Origin of the sequence: Mycobacterium botniense (assembly GCF_010723305.1) — a bacterium.
Classification (GTDB): domain Bacteria; phylum Actinomycetota; class Actinomycetes; order Mycobacteriales; family Mycobacteriaceae; genus Mycobacterium; species Mycobacterium botniense.
Genome location: NZ_BLKW01000004.1, coordinates 1,638,915 through 1,654,802 on the forward strand (window position 1 = coordinate 1,638,915; position 15,888 = coordinate 1,654,802).

General features: G+C 67.1%; 12 protein-coding genes and 1 pseudogene. 4 read left to right on the top strand and 9 right to left on the bottom strand.

Features of this window, described 5'->3' with window-relative positions:
- Positions 1–141 precede the first annotated feature (141 nt).
- Positions 142–1,684 (bottom strand): annotated as a pseudogene (locus tag G6N08_RS21125) (hypothetical protein).
- A gap of 85 nt (positions 1,685–1,769) precedes the next feature.
- A complete protein-coding gene (locus G6N08_RS17520) occupies positions 1,770–2,036 on the bottom strand; it encodes a hypothetical protein (RefSeq protein ID WP_163759350.1) in 267 nt (88 codons plus the stop codon).
- Positions 2,037–2,762: 726 nt separating this feature from the next.
- Here G6N08_RS17520 and G6N08_RS17525 point away from each other — a divergent pair.
- On the top strand, positions 2,763–3,641 hold the full coding sequence (locus tag G6N08_RS17525; protein WP_163759352.1) for a peptidylprolyl isomerase: 879 nt from the start codon (positions 2,763–2,765) through the stop codon (positions 3,639–3,641).
- A gap of 23 nt (positions 3,642–3,664) precedes the next feature.
- Here G6N08_RS17525 and G6N08_RS17530 read toward each other — a convergent pair whose 3' ends face one another.
- The 7 genes from G6N08_RS17530 to yajC form a co-directional block, all read right to left on the bottom strand.
- A complete protein-coding gene (locus G6N08_RS17530; protein ID WP_163759354.1) occupies positions 3,665–3,973 on the bottom strand; it encodes a helix-turn-helix transcriptional regulator in 309 nt (102 codons plus the stop codon).
- A gap of 495 nt (positions 3,974–4,468) precedes the next feature.
- Positions 4,469–6,832, bottom strand: coding sequence for a RelA/SpoT family protein (locus G6N08_RS17535; protein ID WP_163759356.1), 2,364 nt, complete (start codon positions 6,830–6,832; stop codon positions 4,469–4,471).
- Positions 6,833–6,863: 31 nt separating this feature from the next.
- Positions 6,864–7,412 (bottom strand): adenine phosphoribosyltransferase, encoded by a 549-nt coding sequence (locus G6N08_RS17540; RefSeq protein ID WP_163759357.1) that lies wholly within the window; start codon positions 7,410–7,412, stop codon positions 6,864–6,866.
- Positions 7,394–9,052, bottom strand: a complete 1,659-nt coding sequence (locus G6N08_RS17545) for an ABC transporter substrate-binding protein (protein WP_163759359.1) — start codon at positions 9,050–9,052, stop codon at positions 7,394–7,396. Before G6N08_RS17545 ends, G6N08_RS17540 begins: the two co-directional genes overlap by 19 nt.
- 4 nt (positions 9,053–9,056) lie before the next feature.
- Positions 9,057–10,307: a protein translocase subunit SecF gene (secF, locus tag G6N08_RS17550; protein WP_163759361.1), complete on the bottom strand. Its 1,251-nt coding sequence runs from the start codon at positions 10,305–10,307 to the stop codon at positions 9,057–9,059.
- Between the two features lie 4 nt (positions 10,308–10,311).
- Complete coding sequence (secD, locus tag G6N08_RS17555) at positions 10,312–12,030, bottom strand: protein translocase subunit SecD (protein ID WP_163759363.1); 1,719 nt, start codon at positions 12,028–12,030, stop codon at positions 10,312–10,314.
- A 99-nt stretch (positions 12,031–12,129) separates the two neighbouring features.
- Complete coding sequence (yajC, locus tag G6N08_RS17560) at positions 12,130–12,486, bottom strand: preprotein translocase subunit YajC (RefSeq protein ID WP_163759365.1); 357 nt, start codon at positions 12,484–12,486, stop codon at positions 12,130–12,132.
- 157 nt (positions 12,487–12,643) lie between these two features.
- Here yajC and G6N08_RS17565 point away from each other — a divergent pair, with 157 nt between their 5' ends.
- Genes G6N08_RS17565 through G6N08_RS17575 form a run of 3 tightly spaced genes read left to right on the top strand, consistent with a single transcriptional unit; the run spans position 12,644 to position 15,379 of the window.
- The gene (locus G6N08_RS17565) at positions 12,644–13,786 is read left to right on the top strand and encodes an amidohydrolase family protein (protein WP_163759368.1); all 1,143 of its coding nucleotides are present in this window, start codon (positions 12,644–12,646) and stop codon (positions 13,784–13,786) included.
- The gene (locus tag G6N08_RS17570; protein WP_246216792.1) at positions 13,783–14,502 is read left to right on the top strand and encodes a nitroreductase family protein; all 720 of its coding nucleotides are present in this window, start codon (positions 13,783–13,785) and stop codon (positions 14,500–14,502) included. Before G6N08_RS17565 ends, G6N08_RS17570 begins: the two co-directional genes overlap by 4 nt.
- Positions 14,503–14,539: 37 nt before the next feature.
- Positions 14,540–15,379, top strand: coding sequence for a type IV toxin-antitoxin system AbiEi family antitoxin (locus G6N08_RS17575; protein ID WP_163759370.1), 840 nt, complete (start codon positions 14,540–14,542; stop codon positions 15,377–15,379).
- The last annotated feature ends 509 nt before the right edge of the window (positions 15,380–15,888 follow it).

Genomic DNA, 15,888 nt, shown 5'->3' on the forward strand with positions numbered 1-15,888 from the left:
TCCGCGTAACCGCGCGGCGGCGGGAAATTCGCCGGGGCGACCCCACCCAGCCCTCGGGTGCTTCGCACGTGGCCGCGCAACGATGGTGGGGTCTCCCCCGCCGAAGCGGAGGAGACCCCACCTGCCGACTCACTGCGGAGGTTAGCTGCCGCCGGCCCCGCCGGCGCCGCCGGCCCCACCGGCCCCGCCGGTGGCGTCGGTGGGTGTCACACCGGGCTGACCAGCCGAGCCGGCCGTCCCGGCCACACCGTCACCGGTGCCTCCGGTGCCGCCGGTGCCACCCGTGCCGCCGGTGCCGCCGATACCGCTGGACTCGGTGGCGTTACCACCAGCCCCGCCGGTACCGCCCGTACCACCGGTGCCGCCGGTTGTGGTACCGGTGCCACCCATACCACCTTGACCGCCCGCGCCACCATTAGCGCCGAGCGTGGTGCCGGTCCCACCGACACCGCCGGTGCCGCCGGTGCCACCGTTACCGCCGATACCAGCGGTGCCTGTCGCGTCACCGCCGGCCCCGCCGGTACCACCGGCGCCGCCGACCTGACCAGCCGCACCGGCCGCACCCGTACCGCCGTTACCGCCGGTCCCGCCGGTGGTGGCGTCACCTGTCGATTTACCGCCAGCTCCACCGGTACCACCGGTACCCGCAGTGTGGGTGCCGGCCCCACCGGTACCACCGTTACCGCCGGTGCCTCCGGTGGCAAGCGCGGCCGAGTTCGCGCCACCGGCCCCACCGGTACCGCCGGTGCCGCCGACATAACCCTCACCACCGGTACCACCGTTACCGCCGGTGCCGCCGGAGCCAAGCGCACCGCTCACACGCCGCACCATTGGTGCCACCGGCCCCACCGGTGCCACCCATACCGCCGTTCCCTTCGATACCGCTGGCGCCGTTGGTCCCGGCCGTGCCATTAACGCTCCCGGTGCCCGCGGCCCTGCCTTCACCGGCGCCACCGGCCCCGGCGTTACCACCGGCGCCGCCATCACCACCGGTCCCGCCGGTACCAGACACCAGCAGCGAGTTGGCGCCACCGACTCCACCGGTGCCACCGACACCACCGTCACCGCCGATACCGCCGGCCCCGCCGGCGCCACCGTCACCACCGGCCCCGGTGTAACCAAAGATGCCGCCGACACCACCATCGCCGCCGGCACCACCGGCCCCACCGACACCACCGGTGCCACCATTGCCCGCGGCACCACCGGCGCCGCCGTTACCCGCAGCAACCGTGTCACTGCCGGCAGCCCCGGCCCCGCCGGTACCACCGGTGCCACCGGCTCCCCGGCCCCCGGCCCCACCGGCCACCACCATTGGTGCCCAACCACCGGCCCCCCCCCCCGCCACCCCGCCCCACCCCCCCCCCTGCACCACCCCCCCACCAGCACCCACCACCATGCCCGCACCACCCCCCTCCACCAGACCCCCAATCCCGCCGGCACCCCCATCAACCCCGGCCACCCCCGTGGCCCCGGTGCCGCCGTTACCGATCAAAAACCCGCCATCACTCAGATTGCCGAACAACCCCGAGCTACCCAACAGCGAATCATTAGTCCCGGTGAAATCATTGATCCCGTTACCAATCAAATCCCGGCCAAACAACAACACAAACGGGGTGTTGATCACCTCATCAACAGGCCCCCCGATCGGGCTGGTGATCCAATCCTGGGCCACCCCGTTCACCACGTTGTTGAGGTCTTGCACCACCCCTACCAGCGCCGCATCCAATCCGCCCAGCGGATCAGCCGACACCGACGTGGCCGACCCCACATCAGCCAGCCCCCCCGACACCCAGCGCCGCGGCGGCCCCACCCAGATCACTCATCCCCGCACTCAGCGCGCTCATCATCGGATCAATAATGGGATCGATGATCACATCTAAAATGTCGGCCTGCGCCCCCGGCGCGGTAGCACCCGCGGCCGCCACCAACCCCGCAGCCGCCGCACCCACACCAAAACCGCGCACCACCACCCGCCGCCGACGAGCATCCCCACCCGCCTGACGCCGCTGCCGCCGACTCCGCGGACCTCCAGCCATGACCTACCCCACCTTCCGTGCTGTGACCGGTGCACTGTCAACCTAAGCTTTGACTGAGAACACGCTTTGTTTACCCGTTGCGCACAGCGGTGTCAAACCGCGAAGTCACTGATTGGAAAACACCCAAGATGAGCGGGTGCCACAAACCTGTCCGGCATGGCCTGTGGAGCGATTTATGTTGCACTCGTGTGTATTTGGGTTGTTGCGCGTGCGTTGGATAGCGATGGGAATCCCGTCGCGAACGGTTCGGCGAAGGGGTTTGTGATAGTTCGGCGCGGGTTAAGAAATCCTGAGTCGCGGTTACGGCTGTTCGGGCCGGTGGCGAGATCGGCGCCGGCGAACGTGAACTCGCGCAATCTCCGCCGTCGACAGTGAATGCGCCCCGCAGTGCACCAGCGAAACACGTGTCCGCTCAACCAGTTCCGGCGGCCGCACGAGATCAGCTCTGGCTCGTCCAACGCTCTGCGGCGAACACTGCGGATGCCGGCAGCGCACATGCCTGCTCTACCGCGGGACAAATCGACCGCCCTGTCGTATTGGGCCCTAATCCACTTCCGCGGTGACACACCGATCAGCACAGGCCAACCGGCCGCCCGCCGCCGCTGCGCAGCGGGCGGCGAGCTGCGGGGCGGTGACACCGAGACGGGTCGGCACTGCCGGCACTCAGCATCAGCTGGCACACTCGGTCCAGACTCACTCAACCACGACCAGAAAGGGATACCGGCGGTGCCGACCAACGAACAGCGACGTGCGGCAGCGAAACGCAAACTCGAACGGCAGCTTCAGCGCCGCGCACAGCAAGCCCGTCGACGCCGCATCATGATGATCGTCGGGGGATCGGTTGCGGCGCTGGTGGTGCTGACCGTCGCTGTGGCCACGGTGGTGATGACTAATCGGGAGCACGCGCACAAAGCAGCGTCGGCGCAAAGCAGCACAACGACGTCCGCTGCTTCAGCGCTGGCCGGTGTGCCGCCGTTGCCGGCATTCAAGCCCACGGCCAACCTGGGCGCCAACTGCCAGTACCCGCCATCGCCGGACCCGGCCAGCAAACCGGTGAAGCCTCCGCGCTCCGGTAAGGTGCCCACCGACCCGGCAACCGTCAGCGTCAGCATGGTCACCAACCAGGGCAATGTCGGCCTGCTGTTGGCCAACAACGAATCACCTTGTACGGTCAACAGTTTCGCGAGCCTGATTAGCCAGAAGTTTTTCGACGACACCAAGTGCCACCGGCTGACCACGTCGGCGACGCTGGGTGTGCTGCAGTGCGGAGACCCCAAGGGCGATGGCACCGGCGGGCCCGGTTATCAGTTTGCCAACGAATACCCCACCGACCAATACCAGCCCGACGATCCCGCGTTGCACCAGCCCGTCGTCTACCCGCGCGGCACCCTGGCCATGGCCAACTCCGGGCCCAACACCAACGGCAGCCAGTTCTTCATGGTGTACAAGGACTCGCAGCTGCCCCCGGAGTACACCGTGTTCGGCACCATCCAGCAGGACGGGCTGGCCACCCTGGACAAGATCGCCAAGGCCGGTGTCGCGGGCGGCGGTGATGACGGCCCACCCGCAACTGAGGTCATCATCAAGTCGGTGCGGCTGGACTGACCCTAGATCTTTCAGCCGGCCCGTTAGCGGATCGGCGCGCCGGGCTCGGGCTGGCGGTCAGGCAGTCGCCGGTGACCGGAGGCGGATTCCACGTATTCGATGACCGCTTCGGGTGGAATCAGCCCGAAACGAACCTGAAGGTCGACGGGGTTCAACCCGAAATATTTGGCCACCCTGATGAGGTTGTCGGCGGTGACCAGCCTGCGCTCGCGCGCCGCCTTATAGTACGCCGATTTGCGGTATCCGAACGCCTCGTAGACCTCGGCGGCGGCAAGGGGTCTGCCGACCAGGTAGGGCAACACCACCGCGGGGTCCTTATCGCGGTCGTCCATGTCCACCGACAGTAGTGTGCAGGTGGACGCTGCGCCGAGTCAGCGGACGTAAATATCCGGTTACGGGAGCACTGTCTACTCCTGTGGACAATCGTCGTGTAACATGGGTTTAACATGTCCGTAACAAGGGGTACGCCCGGAACAAGGAGCACGACTATGTCGGCACTCCAGACTGCGGTCCCCCGCCCGATGTGGCGGTCACACCCCGTTATCACCGCCGTCAGCGCGCTGCTGATCATCTGCCCGCTGGGCGACGTCGCAGGGCTAGTGCCAGCCCACGCGGATAACCCGCAGTGCCCGGCCACCCCGACAGATCCGTGCCCGCCGCCCGGGAACGGGCCCGCCGCCTCGTGGAGTCAAGCTCACCAGCAACCGCCGAGCCAGCCCCACGTCCGCACCATTTGCCAGCCGGCGGGACGGTTCGGCCAGTTCTGCTATCAACAGCCCTGACCCGCACGGGCTGGTGACAGGGGCCCGGGCTCTCCCCGGCACGGGTCAGGCCGCCGACGTCACCCGGTAAACGTCGTACACGCCTTCGACATTGCGCACCACGTCGAGCAGATGCCCGAGATGTTTGGGGTCACCCATCTCGAAGGTGAAGCGGCTGATCGCCACGCGGTCTCCGGACGTGGTGACCGATGCGGACAAGATATTGACTTTCTCGTCGGCCAGCGCGCGGGTGATGTCGGAGAGCAACCGGTGCCGGTCGAGGGCTTCCACCTGGATCGCCACCAGAAATACTGACGACGCCGACGGCGCCCAGCGCACCTCGATGATGCGCTCGCTCTGCTGCTGCAGCGACGCCGCGTTGGTGCAGTCGGTGCGGTGCACACTGACTCCGCCGCCGCGGGTGACGAATCCCATGATCTGGTCACCGGGCACCGGGGTGCAGCATTTGGCCAGCTTGGTCAACACACCCGGGGCGCCGGGCACCGCCACCCCGGTATCGTCGGTGCTGCGCTGCCGTCGGGGCATCGTTGCCGGGGTGGAGCGCTCGGCGAGCTCTTCCTCGGCCTGGTCCATGCCGCCGAGCTGGGCCACCAGCCGCTGCACCACATGCCGCGCCGACACATGTCCGTCACCGATCGCGGTGTAGAGCGCCGACACATCGGCGTAGTGCAGCTCTCGGGCAACCGCCGCCATGGACACCCCGTTTACCAAGCGCTGCAGCGGAAGCCCGACGCGGCGCACTTCGCGTGCCATCGCTTCCTTACCGGCCTCCAGCGCTTCTTCACGGCGCTCCTTGGCGAACCACTGCCGGATTTTGGCTTTGGCGCGCGGTGACACCACAAACTGCTGCCAGTCGCGCGACGGTCCGGCATTGGGGGCCTTGGAGGTGAAAATCTCAACGACTTCCCCGTTTTCCAGTTTGCGTTCCAGGGCGACCAGCCGGCCGTTGACGCGGGCGCCGATGCAACGATGCCCGACCTCGGTGTGAATGGCGTAGGCGAAGTCCACCGGCGTCGACCCGGCCGGCAGCGTGATCACGTCCCCTTTAGGGGTGAACACGAAAATCTCTTGCACTGCAAGGTCATAGCGCAACGACTCGAGGAATTCTCCGGGGTCGGCGGCTTCCCGTTGCCAGTCGAGCAGTTGCCGCATCCAGGCCATGTCATCGATCTCAGCGACGGCGTGCGGGTGTGGAATACCGTTGCGGCCCTTGGCTTCTTTGTAACGCCAGTGCGCCGCGATGCCGTACTCTGCGGTGCGGTGCATGTCGCGGGTGCGGATCTGCACCTCCAACGGCTTGCCCTCGGGCCCGATAACCGTCGTGTGCAACGACTGGTACACCCCGTAGCGGGGTTGGGCGATATAGTCTTTGAACCGTCCCGCCATCGGCTGCCATAGCGAATGCACTACGCCCACAGCGGCATAACAGTCCCGGATCTCGTCGCAGAGGATGCGGATACCGACCAGGTCGTGGATATCGTCGAAGTCGCGGCCCTTGACGATCATCTTCTGATAGATCGACCAGTAGTGTTTGGGGCGCCCTTCCACCGTCGCCTTGATCTTCGACGCATTGAGCGTGTTGATGATCTCGGCGCGTACTTTGGCCAAGTAGATGTCTCGTGACGGAGCCCGGTCGGCGACCAGTCGCACGATTTCTTCGTATTTTTTGGGGTGCAGGATCGCGAACGCCAGATCCTCCAACTCCCACTTGACAGTGGCCATACCCAGCCGATGAGCAAGCGGCGCGATGACTTCCAGTGTCTCGCGGGCTTTTCGGAGCTGTTTTTCGGGGGGCAGGAAACGCAGCGTGCGCATGTTGTGCAGCCGGTCGGCCACCTTGATCACCAGCACCCGTGGGTCACGGGCCATCGCGGTGATCATCTTGCGAATCGTCTCACCTTCGGCCGCACTTCCCAGCACCACCCGGTCCAGCTTGGTCACCCCGTCGACCAGGTGACCGACTTCCGCCCCGAACTCTTCGGAGAGCTGCTCAAGCGTGTAACCGGTGTCCTCGACGGTGTCGTGCAACAGCGCGGCCACCAGCGTGGTGGTGTCCATTCCCAATTCGGCCAGGATGTTGGCGACGGCCAGCGGATGAGTGATGTACGGATCCCCCGACCGGCGCAGCTGGCTGGCGTGACGCTGCTCAGCGACTTCATAAGCCCGCTGCAGCAGCGACAGGTCGGCCTTCGGGTAGATCTCGCGGTGCACTGCGACCAGCGGTTCGAGCACCGGGTTGATGGCATTGCGCTGCGCGGTCATCCGCCGCGCCAGCCGGGCCCGCACCCGCCGGGACGCGCTGCTGGTGGTTCTCAGCCCGACCCGCTCCGCGGTCGGCAGTGCTTCGGGGATCGGTGGTGACTGCACGGCCGGCTGCACCGCCTGAGCCGTGCCCTGGTCATCCGCCACCGTCGTCACCTCCGATCTCCCAGGATATCGCTCAGATCCGGCGCAGGCTGTGCACCGGCAGCGGCGCGACCCTGTCGCGACCGCCCAGCGCGGTGAGCTCGAGCACCACCGCAGCCGCGGTCACTACGGCGCCGCACCGATCCAGCAGCCGACAGGCCGCGGCAACCGTGCCGCCGGTGGCCAGCACGTCGTCGACCACAACCACCCGCCGGCCCGCAAGCTCGATACCGGTCGCGGGGATCTCCAGGCTGGCGCCGCTGCGGTACTCCAGGTCATAGGTCTCGGTATGCACCGGGGGCGGCAGCTTGCCGCCCTTGCGGATGGCCAGCACTCCGGTGCCCAACCGGTCGGCGAGGGCGCCGGCCACCAGAAATCCGCGGGCGTCCAGACCGGCCACCACCTCGGCACCCGACACCGCCTCGGCCAGCGCCCCGGTCACCGCGGCGAATCCCCGCCGGTCCAAAAACAGTGGGCTCAGATCGTTGAATTGCACTCCCGCGCAAGGGAAATCGTCCACCACGCGAGTCAGGGAGGCGATGACATGCGCAACGGATCCGGACGTCACCGCACCAGGACCCATCGGTCCATATTCCAGCCCGCGCCCCACCGGGTCGGGTTGCTGCTCACCGCATACATTTTCTTCAACGTCAGCAGTGTGCGCTGCTGGCGGTACAGCGGCAGCGTCGGCATATCAGCCCACAGCACCGGGGCGCCGTCCGCCAGCAGCCGCGCCCGGTCACCCGCATCAGCGGATACCGCCAGCGCGCTGATGATCCCGTCGATCTGCCCGTTGCGATAACCCGAGAGGTTATTGCCGTTGCCGGTGTGCAGGTCATAGGCGTCCATCGCCGATGAACCCGTCGACCCGCTGCCGGTGGCCCCACCGGTGCTGGCCAGCAGCACATCGATCTTTGCGTCCGTGAGGGTCTGTGGTCCGGTGGAGCCGGAGGCTGCGTCGGACACGGTGATCCCGGCCGGTGCGCAGGCCTTGGCGATCCCCCCCACGGTGGCGGCCAGCCGGGCGTTGGGCGCGCGGTAGCCGATACGCACCGCCAGCGGTGCACCGCCCAGCGCGGCACGGGCGGCCGCCGGGTCTGAGCGCAGGAACTGATTGGCTTCGGCGCTGCCGTCGGACTGGCTCACGACATCGTCGCCGGCGGGGTTGAGCCGCGAATTGGCGATCGGCACCCCGGCGTCGCGGGCAATCAGGTCGCGCGGCGTGCACAGGGCCAGCGCCCGGCGCGCCGGGGTCTGCGACAACGGTCCCCGGGGGGCGAAGATCAGCTGCTCGATCCCGGCTGACGGCGTGTCGGTGCGCTGGTAATCGTCGGGTGTGATCAGCGCTCCCGCCGACCCGGTCGCAATGTCGACGACCTCAACGTCCCGGTGGTTGAGCCGGTCTTGAATGTCGGCGCCGGCCGGGCGCACCGTGATCCGCCTGGTCAGTGGCTTGGTGCCCCACCAGCGGTCGTTTGCCACCAGCACAACCGCGCCGTTATCCAGAACTTTGTCGATTTTGTAGGGCCCGGACGATGGGAAGCGTTTCCCCAGAATGTCGGCCTTGAGACCGGGTTTGAGATCCCAGATGCTGTTCCACAGCCGGGCGATGTTGTCGACCACCGCCATGTTGTGGCCAAGCAGCGCGCCGGTGACATCCACGCCCAGCTCCTCGCCGATGACGTGAGAGGGCATCATCGAGGTCGCGGTGAAAAGCTGGGTATAGTCCACGATGGTGCGGTCCGGGGCGAAAGACACCCGGGCTTTCTTCTGTCCCGGCGAACAGTCGATGTTGACGATGTCAACGTAACCGGCCTGGCTGGCGGCGGCGAAAGCCGGGTACTGCCCGGATTGCGCTGCCCACGCCAGCACCAGGTCGTCACAGGTGACCGGTCTGCCGTCGGAATAGACCGCGTTGTCGGCGATCTGGTAATCCAGCACCAGGGGTGTGCCGCCGACCACCGAGACGGTCCCGAAATCGTGGTCGGCGATCACCTGTCCGTCGGGGCCGTGGTAGCTGAACCCGGTCAGCGTGCGCGCGAACGCCTGCGCCCCGGCCGACGCGGCGCCGGTGACGGTGTTGGTGTTATAGGTGATCAGCGCGCCATCGACCACATAGTCGATCTGACGGGCGGCGCTTCCCGAACACGCGCTCGAAAGACCCGCGGCCGCAGCGGTCAGCAGCACCGCCAACCCCACAGTGACCGGGCATCCCCTCAGCATCGGGCTAACGTCGGTCGGCGTGCCGCTTACCGCTCGGACGTCCGCGCCGTCCCCCGGTCGGCCGCGCACCCGGTGCCGGTTTGCTACCCGCCGCGCGGGCGCTCGACGCCGCCGCGGCGGGCGTGGTCTGCTCATGCGGCTCGCCGGAGTCGGCCGGCACGTCCGCGGACGCGGCCGGGTTGCGCCGGCGCAACACCCGGCGGGTGTGGGTGCGCACCAGCTCGGTGCGTTCGCGCAGGCTCACCAGCAGCGGCGTGGCGAAAAAGATCGACGAATAGGTGCCCACCAGGATGCCGACCAGCTGCACCAGCGCCAGGTCTTTCAGCGTGCCGACACCCAGCAGCCACACCGCGACCACCAGCAGCGCCAGCACCGGCAGCACCGAGATCAGGCTGGTGTTGATCGAGCGCATGAACGTCTGGTTGATCGCCAGGTTGGCCTGCTCGGCGAAGGTGCGCCGGGTGGTGTGCTGGAAGCCCGCCGTGTTCTCTTCGACCTTGTCGAAGACGATGACCGTGTCGTAGAGGGAAAAGCCGAGGATCGTCAGCAGGCCGATAACCGTGGCCGGGGTGACCTCGAAGCCGACCAGCGAGTAGACACCGGCGGTGACCGTCACATCGAAGAACATGGCCGCCAGCGCGGAGATGGCCATATACCGCTCGTAGCGCACGGTGATATACAGAGCGACCAGCACCAAAAACACCGCCAGCGCGATCACTGCCTTCTTGGTGATCTGAGCGCCCCAGGTCTCCGACACTGCCGAATCACTGATGGCTTGTTTGCTGGGTTTGCCGTCGGCGCCTCGGGGATGAAACGCGGTGAACAAGGCGTCTCTCAGCTTGGCTGTCTGGGCGTTGGTCAGGTGCTCCGAGCGGATCTGCACGGTCGCCGACGCACCACTGCCGACGATGACCACCGACTCGGGGTCTTTGCCCAGCGCGTGCCGGAAAACGTCTTCGACCTGGGCGACCTGCGCGTCGCCGCGCGGAAAGGACACCTTCGTGCCGCCGGCGAAGTCGATACCGAAGCTGAACCCGCGCACCACGATGCTGGCGATCGCGATGCCGACGATTGCGGCGGCTACCCCGAACCACAGCCGGCGCCGGCCCACCACCTCGAACGCGCCCGTGCCGGTGTAGAGCCGGGACAAAAAGCTGTGCTGCGGCAACTGGGCGCTGTCACGGTCGGCCGCGTCGGCGACCGCGGTTGCTCCGGTCGCCGGGATGTCGTTGTCGGTATTCGCTCCGGAAGCCATCTCGCTATCCTCGTTCTAGCTGAGCTGCGGCGCGACGTTCACGAGCGACTTGCTGCACCGCCCCCAGGCCGTTGAAAGCCGGTTTGGCCAACGTCGTGGACTTAGACGCCAGATACACCAGCGGCCAGGTCACCAAGAACACCACGACGGTGTCCAGAATCGTGGTGAGGCCGAGGGTGAACGCGAACCCCTTCACCTGGCCGATGGCCAGGAAATACAGCACGGCAGCGGCCAGGAACGTGACGGCGTTGCCCGACACGATCGTCTTGCGGGCGCGCACCCAGCCGCGCGGGACCGCCGAACGGAACGAACGTCCCTCGCGGATCTCGTCTTTGATGCGTTCGAAAAACACCACGAACGAGTCGGCTGTGGTGCCGATACCGATGATCAGACCCGCGATGCCCGCCAGATCCAGCGTGTAATTGATGTATCGGCCAAGCAGCACCAGTATGGCGAAAACCATTGCGCCAGAGGACAGTAACGACAAAGCCGTAAGCACTCCGAGCGCCCGGTAATACAGCAGCGAGTAGACGAGCACCAACGTCAGGCCGATCGCCCCGGCGATCAGCCCCGCCCGTAATGACGTCAAACCCAATGTCGCCGATACTGTTTCAGCTTCCGATGATTCGAATGACAGCGGCAGCGACCCGTATTTCAGCACGTTGGCCAGCTGACGCGCGGAGCTGGCAGTAAACGGCGGATCCCCGCCGCTGATCTGGGTGCGCCCGCCGGGAATCGCTTCCCGGATCTGGGGCGCGCTGACCACCTGGGAATCCAGCGTGAACGCGGTCTGGGTACCGACATGGGCCGCGGTGAAGTTAGCCCAGGTGTCGGCTGCGCTGCTCTTGAATTGAAGATCCACGACGTAGCCACCGGTGCGCTGGTCCAGACCCGACGTGGCGTTCGCGATCTGGTCGCCGCTGATGATCGACGGGGCCAGCAGGTAGGCGGTTTTGTGATCCGTCGAACACGTCACCAGCGGCAGGTTGGGGTCGTCGTTACCGGCAAGTATGTCGTCCTGCCCGCAACGGCTGGCCTCGTATTGCAGCGCCAGGAACTGAATACCGGGGGTGGTGCTTTGCCGCCACTTCTTCTCTTCCGCGATGCGCTCGGCGAGATCCTTACGCGGATCCGGTGGTCCGGGCCGCGCAGCAGGCGGCGGCGGTGCTGGTGGGCTGGGACTGGGTGCCGGCTCGAGGGGGTAGGGCCGCGGCTGGGCCGGGGGTGCGGCCGGCCGGCCGCTGGGCGCTGCCGGCGGCGACGCGGGCTGTTCGGTCGGCGGGATCTCCTCGGGCCGACCCCGCGGGGTTGGTGCGGGCAGCGGTTTTTCGGGGGCGCTTTGCGCCGGGATTGCGTTGATCACCGGCCGGATGTACAGCCGCGCGGTTTGCCCGAGGTCGCGGGCTTCGTTGCCGTTGCTGCCCGGCACCGTGATCACCAAGTTGTCACCGTCGACCACGACTTCCGAACCGGAAACACCCAGCCCGTTGACCCGTGCGCTGATGATCTGCTGGGCCTGCGACAGCGCCTCGCGCGTCGGAGCGGAGCCATCGGGCGTGCGCGCGGTCAACGTGACACGAGTGCCGCCTTGCAGGTCGATACCCAGCTTGGGCTCGGGGCGCTCATCCCCGGTCAAGAACACCAGCAGGTAGACGCCGACCAACATGCCCAGGAACACCGACAGGTAGCGGGCTGGATGCACCGGAACCGACGGCGATGCCACGTTGTCAGTCTCCTTCACTCATGCGCGGTCCGTCGTCGTCGGCGTCCCGCGCCAGACGATCGACCGTCCCCGCAAAGGGTACGTGGCACTGCGCAGAGCTCACTCCTCGGTCAGTCGCTGAGGGGGGTCGGCGACGTCGGTGAGCCCGGCCGCCTCGGCATCGTCGTCGCATACCTCGCTGTCCCCGGTTGCTGCAGTCTCTGGCTCGATGCGGTCGCGGACGGCCAGTTTCATCCAGGTCGTCACCACACCCGGCGCGATCTCAAGGTCCACCGTGTCGGCGGTGATGCCGGTGACCGTCGCTTGCAACCCCGAGGTGGTGTGCACCCGGTCGCCGACCTTCAGCGACTCGTGCAGCTCGATGGTGGCTTGCATCGCACGCTTCTGCCGCCGTGACGCGACAAACATGAACACAGCCACGACCAGAATCAGCGGTAAGAAGGCGAGCAGATCCATGGCCACCGTCGTCTTTCGTCATCGGTTCCCGGGCCGCCAGATCAGAACAGGTAGCCGGCCTGGGTAAGTCCCCAGTCTGCCATCGCGCGCGCTGGACTGCCCGCTATCGGTGCCGCAGGCCTTGACGCGCGGATGCCGCGGTGGCAGAACTGGCGCTGTGACCGGCATCGTCGACTCCGATCAGCACCTCTACGAGAGCCGTTCCCTCTGGGCCGAGCACATCGACCCCGCGGCCCGCGATGAGGCGCTGAGTTTGGTCGACGACGAGCTCGGTTACACGTGGTTGACCTGGCGCGGCACCCGGCTTGCCCTGGCCGATGTTCACACGCCCGGTGACACCGCATCCTGCGGGATGCATCGCCAACGTCAGCGGGCCGGTGCACAGCCCGGCTACCGCTACGACGACGCGTTGCCCGACTCGTACTGGCGGCCCGACTCCCGCGTCGACTGGCTTGACGCGGCCGGCCTCGACGAGGCCGTCGTCTTCCCCAATTACGGCCTGTTATGGGAGCGCCGGCTCACGTCGTCGCTGCCCGCGCTGACCGCCAATATGACAGCATGGAACCGCTGGTGCGCCGTGGTGCAGCAGGAGGCGCGCGGGCGGCTGCATGCGGTCGCCCATCTCACCTTGCGTGACCCGGGTTGGCTGCAGACCGAACTGGACAGGCTCGCCGATGCCGGCGTCGGACTGGCCATGATCAGCCCCGGACCGGTCGAGGGTCGGGCCCTATCTCATCCAGATCATGACCGGATCTGGTCGGCATTCGTCGACCATGGCATCACCCCGGTCTTCCACGTCGCCGACCAGGCGCGGACCTTCGACGATTGCTGGTACCCCGACGACCAGTCCGGAGATCTGGTGCCGGCCACTGAGGCGGTGTTCCTCTGGGTGCCGCCGGCGCTGGCGTTGACCGATCTGATCCTGCACGGTGTGTTCGACCGCCATCCCCAGCTGCGCATCGGCGTGGTGGAGCTCAGCTCGGCATGGGTACCGTCGTTTCTGCTGATGCTCGACGGCGCCTCGGATTTCACTACCCGGCTCAACGGCAAGCCGGTGGCAGCGTTGTCCCGGCGGCCCAGCGAATACTTCCTCGACCACGTCCGGGTGTCGTCATTCTCCTACGAGGATCCCCGGCAGTTGACCGAGAAGACCGGTGACGTGTTCATGTTCTGCAGCGATTACCCACACTCGGAAGGCACCGCGACACCGCTGGACGACTACCGGCGCATGGGCTGCCACGAAAAGCAGATGCCGGGGTTGTTTCACACCAATATCGACTGGCTGTTGCATCGATCGTGAGACAAGCTCAGTCCGACCCCACCGATTCCGCGGCGGCAGCCGTATCGCTGCCGCTCACTGAGGCGCTGCGGACGACCGGCGCGGTCCGCGACTTCAGCGACCAGCCCGTCGACGACACCGTCGTGGCCCGGGTGCTCGACACCGCACGGTTTGCGCCCAGCGGGGGGAATGCCCAGGCGTGGCGCGTCGTCGTGCTCAAAGACCCCGCGAAACGTCGCCACGTGCGGGAACTCTATCTGCGGGGCTGGCGCGACTATATGGCCATGCTGGCGGCGGGTCTGCAGCCATGGGCGCCGACCAACGACCGCGAGGCCGAAGCCCGCGCGCTCGCAGAGCCGCCGCCGAGTACCGGGCCCGGCTTCGCCGAGCGTTTCGACCAGGTGCCGGTGTTGTTGGCGCTGTTCGCCGACTTGTCGCTGCTGGCCGCGGTGGACCGCGACACGCCCCGGTACTCGTTCGCCGGCGGCGCCTCGATCTACCCGTTCGCGTGGAGCATCGTGCTGGCGGCCCGCGATGAGGGGCTGGGCGGTGTGATCACCACGATGCCGATCCGCGCAGAGGCGGAGGTGAAGGCCCTACTGCGGGCACCCGATCCGCTGGCGCTGGCGGCGGTGATCGCCCTGGGGTATCCGGTTCACCAGCCGCGCCGGCTGAGTCGCGCGCCGGTCAGCTCGTTTGCCACCGTCGACACGGTCGACGGGCCGGCGTTCGGCTAGGGCGCCGCTGTCAGTGCCGCTGTGCACACTTCCCCGGATGGAGCAACCATTCCTCGGCAGCGAGGCCGTCGCGGCCGGCCTTGTGACACCGTACGCACTTCGCAGCAGGTTCGAGGCGATCTATCGCGACGTCTTCGTGCCGCGTGATACGGAGATCACCGCCATCATGCGGGCGAAGGCGGCTTGGTTGTGGTCGCGACGGCGCGGCGTGCTCGCGGGTCGCTCTGCCGCGGCGTTGCATCGCGCGAAGTGGGTCGACGCCAGGCGACCCGCCGAGATCATCTGCCAGAACCGCCACGCACCACCGGGCATCCGGATCTGGTCTCAGCGTGTGGAGAACCACGAGATCATGCTGATCGACGGGATGCGGGTAACGACGCCGGCGCGCACCGCCCTCGACCTGGCCTGCCGCTACCCTATCGGCGAAGCGGTCGCGATGATCGACGCACTCGCGCGGGCAAGCCGTCTCAAGCGTGCCGATGTCGTGCTGCTCGCGCAGCGATGCACCGGCCGCCGCGGCATTCGACGTGCCCGTATCGCATTGCCGCTCGTCGATCCCGGCGCCGAGTCGCCGCGGGAGACCTGGTTACGCCTGCTTTTGATCCGCGCGGGATTCCCGCCGCCGCAGACCCAGATTCCGCTCTACGACGAATACGGCCAGCTCATCGCCGTCCTCGACATGGGCTGGGAGGACATCAAGGTGGCCGTCGAATACGACGGCGACCACCATCGCACCGACCGGCGGACCTTCAACAAAGACATCCGGCGGGCCGAGACCATCGCCCAATTGGGGTGGATCGACGTCCGGGTGACCGCAGAAGACACCGAGGGCGGGGTCATCGCCCGAGTGTCAGCCGCATGGGCTCGCCGAAAGTGAAACTGTTGCGAGTTTCCGGCCCGATTTTCGCAACAGTTTCACGCTCGGCGCCCTGCCCTCGGCGCAGCAGGTGCTCCTCCGTGACGATGTGCCGCGGTGAGCGCGGCTGAGCGTAGCGAGCAGTACACGTGAAGGCTGCGCGTATAACACGGATAAGAAGCCCTGGGAATGCGCATCGACGACACCAGACCGCCCCTTCTAGTAGCACCAGCCTTATCGGCCATTGCCCTCGGCGGTAGTCGTCAGCCGGGTGGTCCGGTGCTCGTCGGCGTCTGGGCTGCATGCCGGTCCACTCAACTCACGAGCCAGCGCCTCTAGCGCGAAAAATCTGCCAATACCCGCATAACCCGCTAGGAGTAGCAAGCGCGGTCGATTCGGTTGGTCATGGCTAGACCATTGCCTAACCATTGTCGAGTCTTCTCCGGTGAGGTGTACCCGCGATGCGAAACCTGACGGCGGCCGTCGTGTCGGCACTGGCAACGGCCTCTGGGACGATCGTGTCGCCTGTC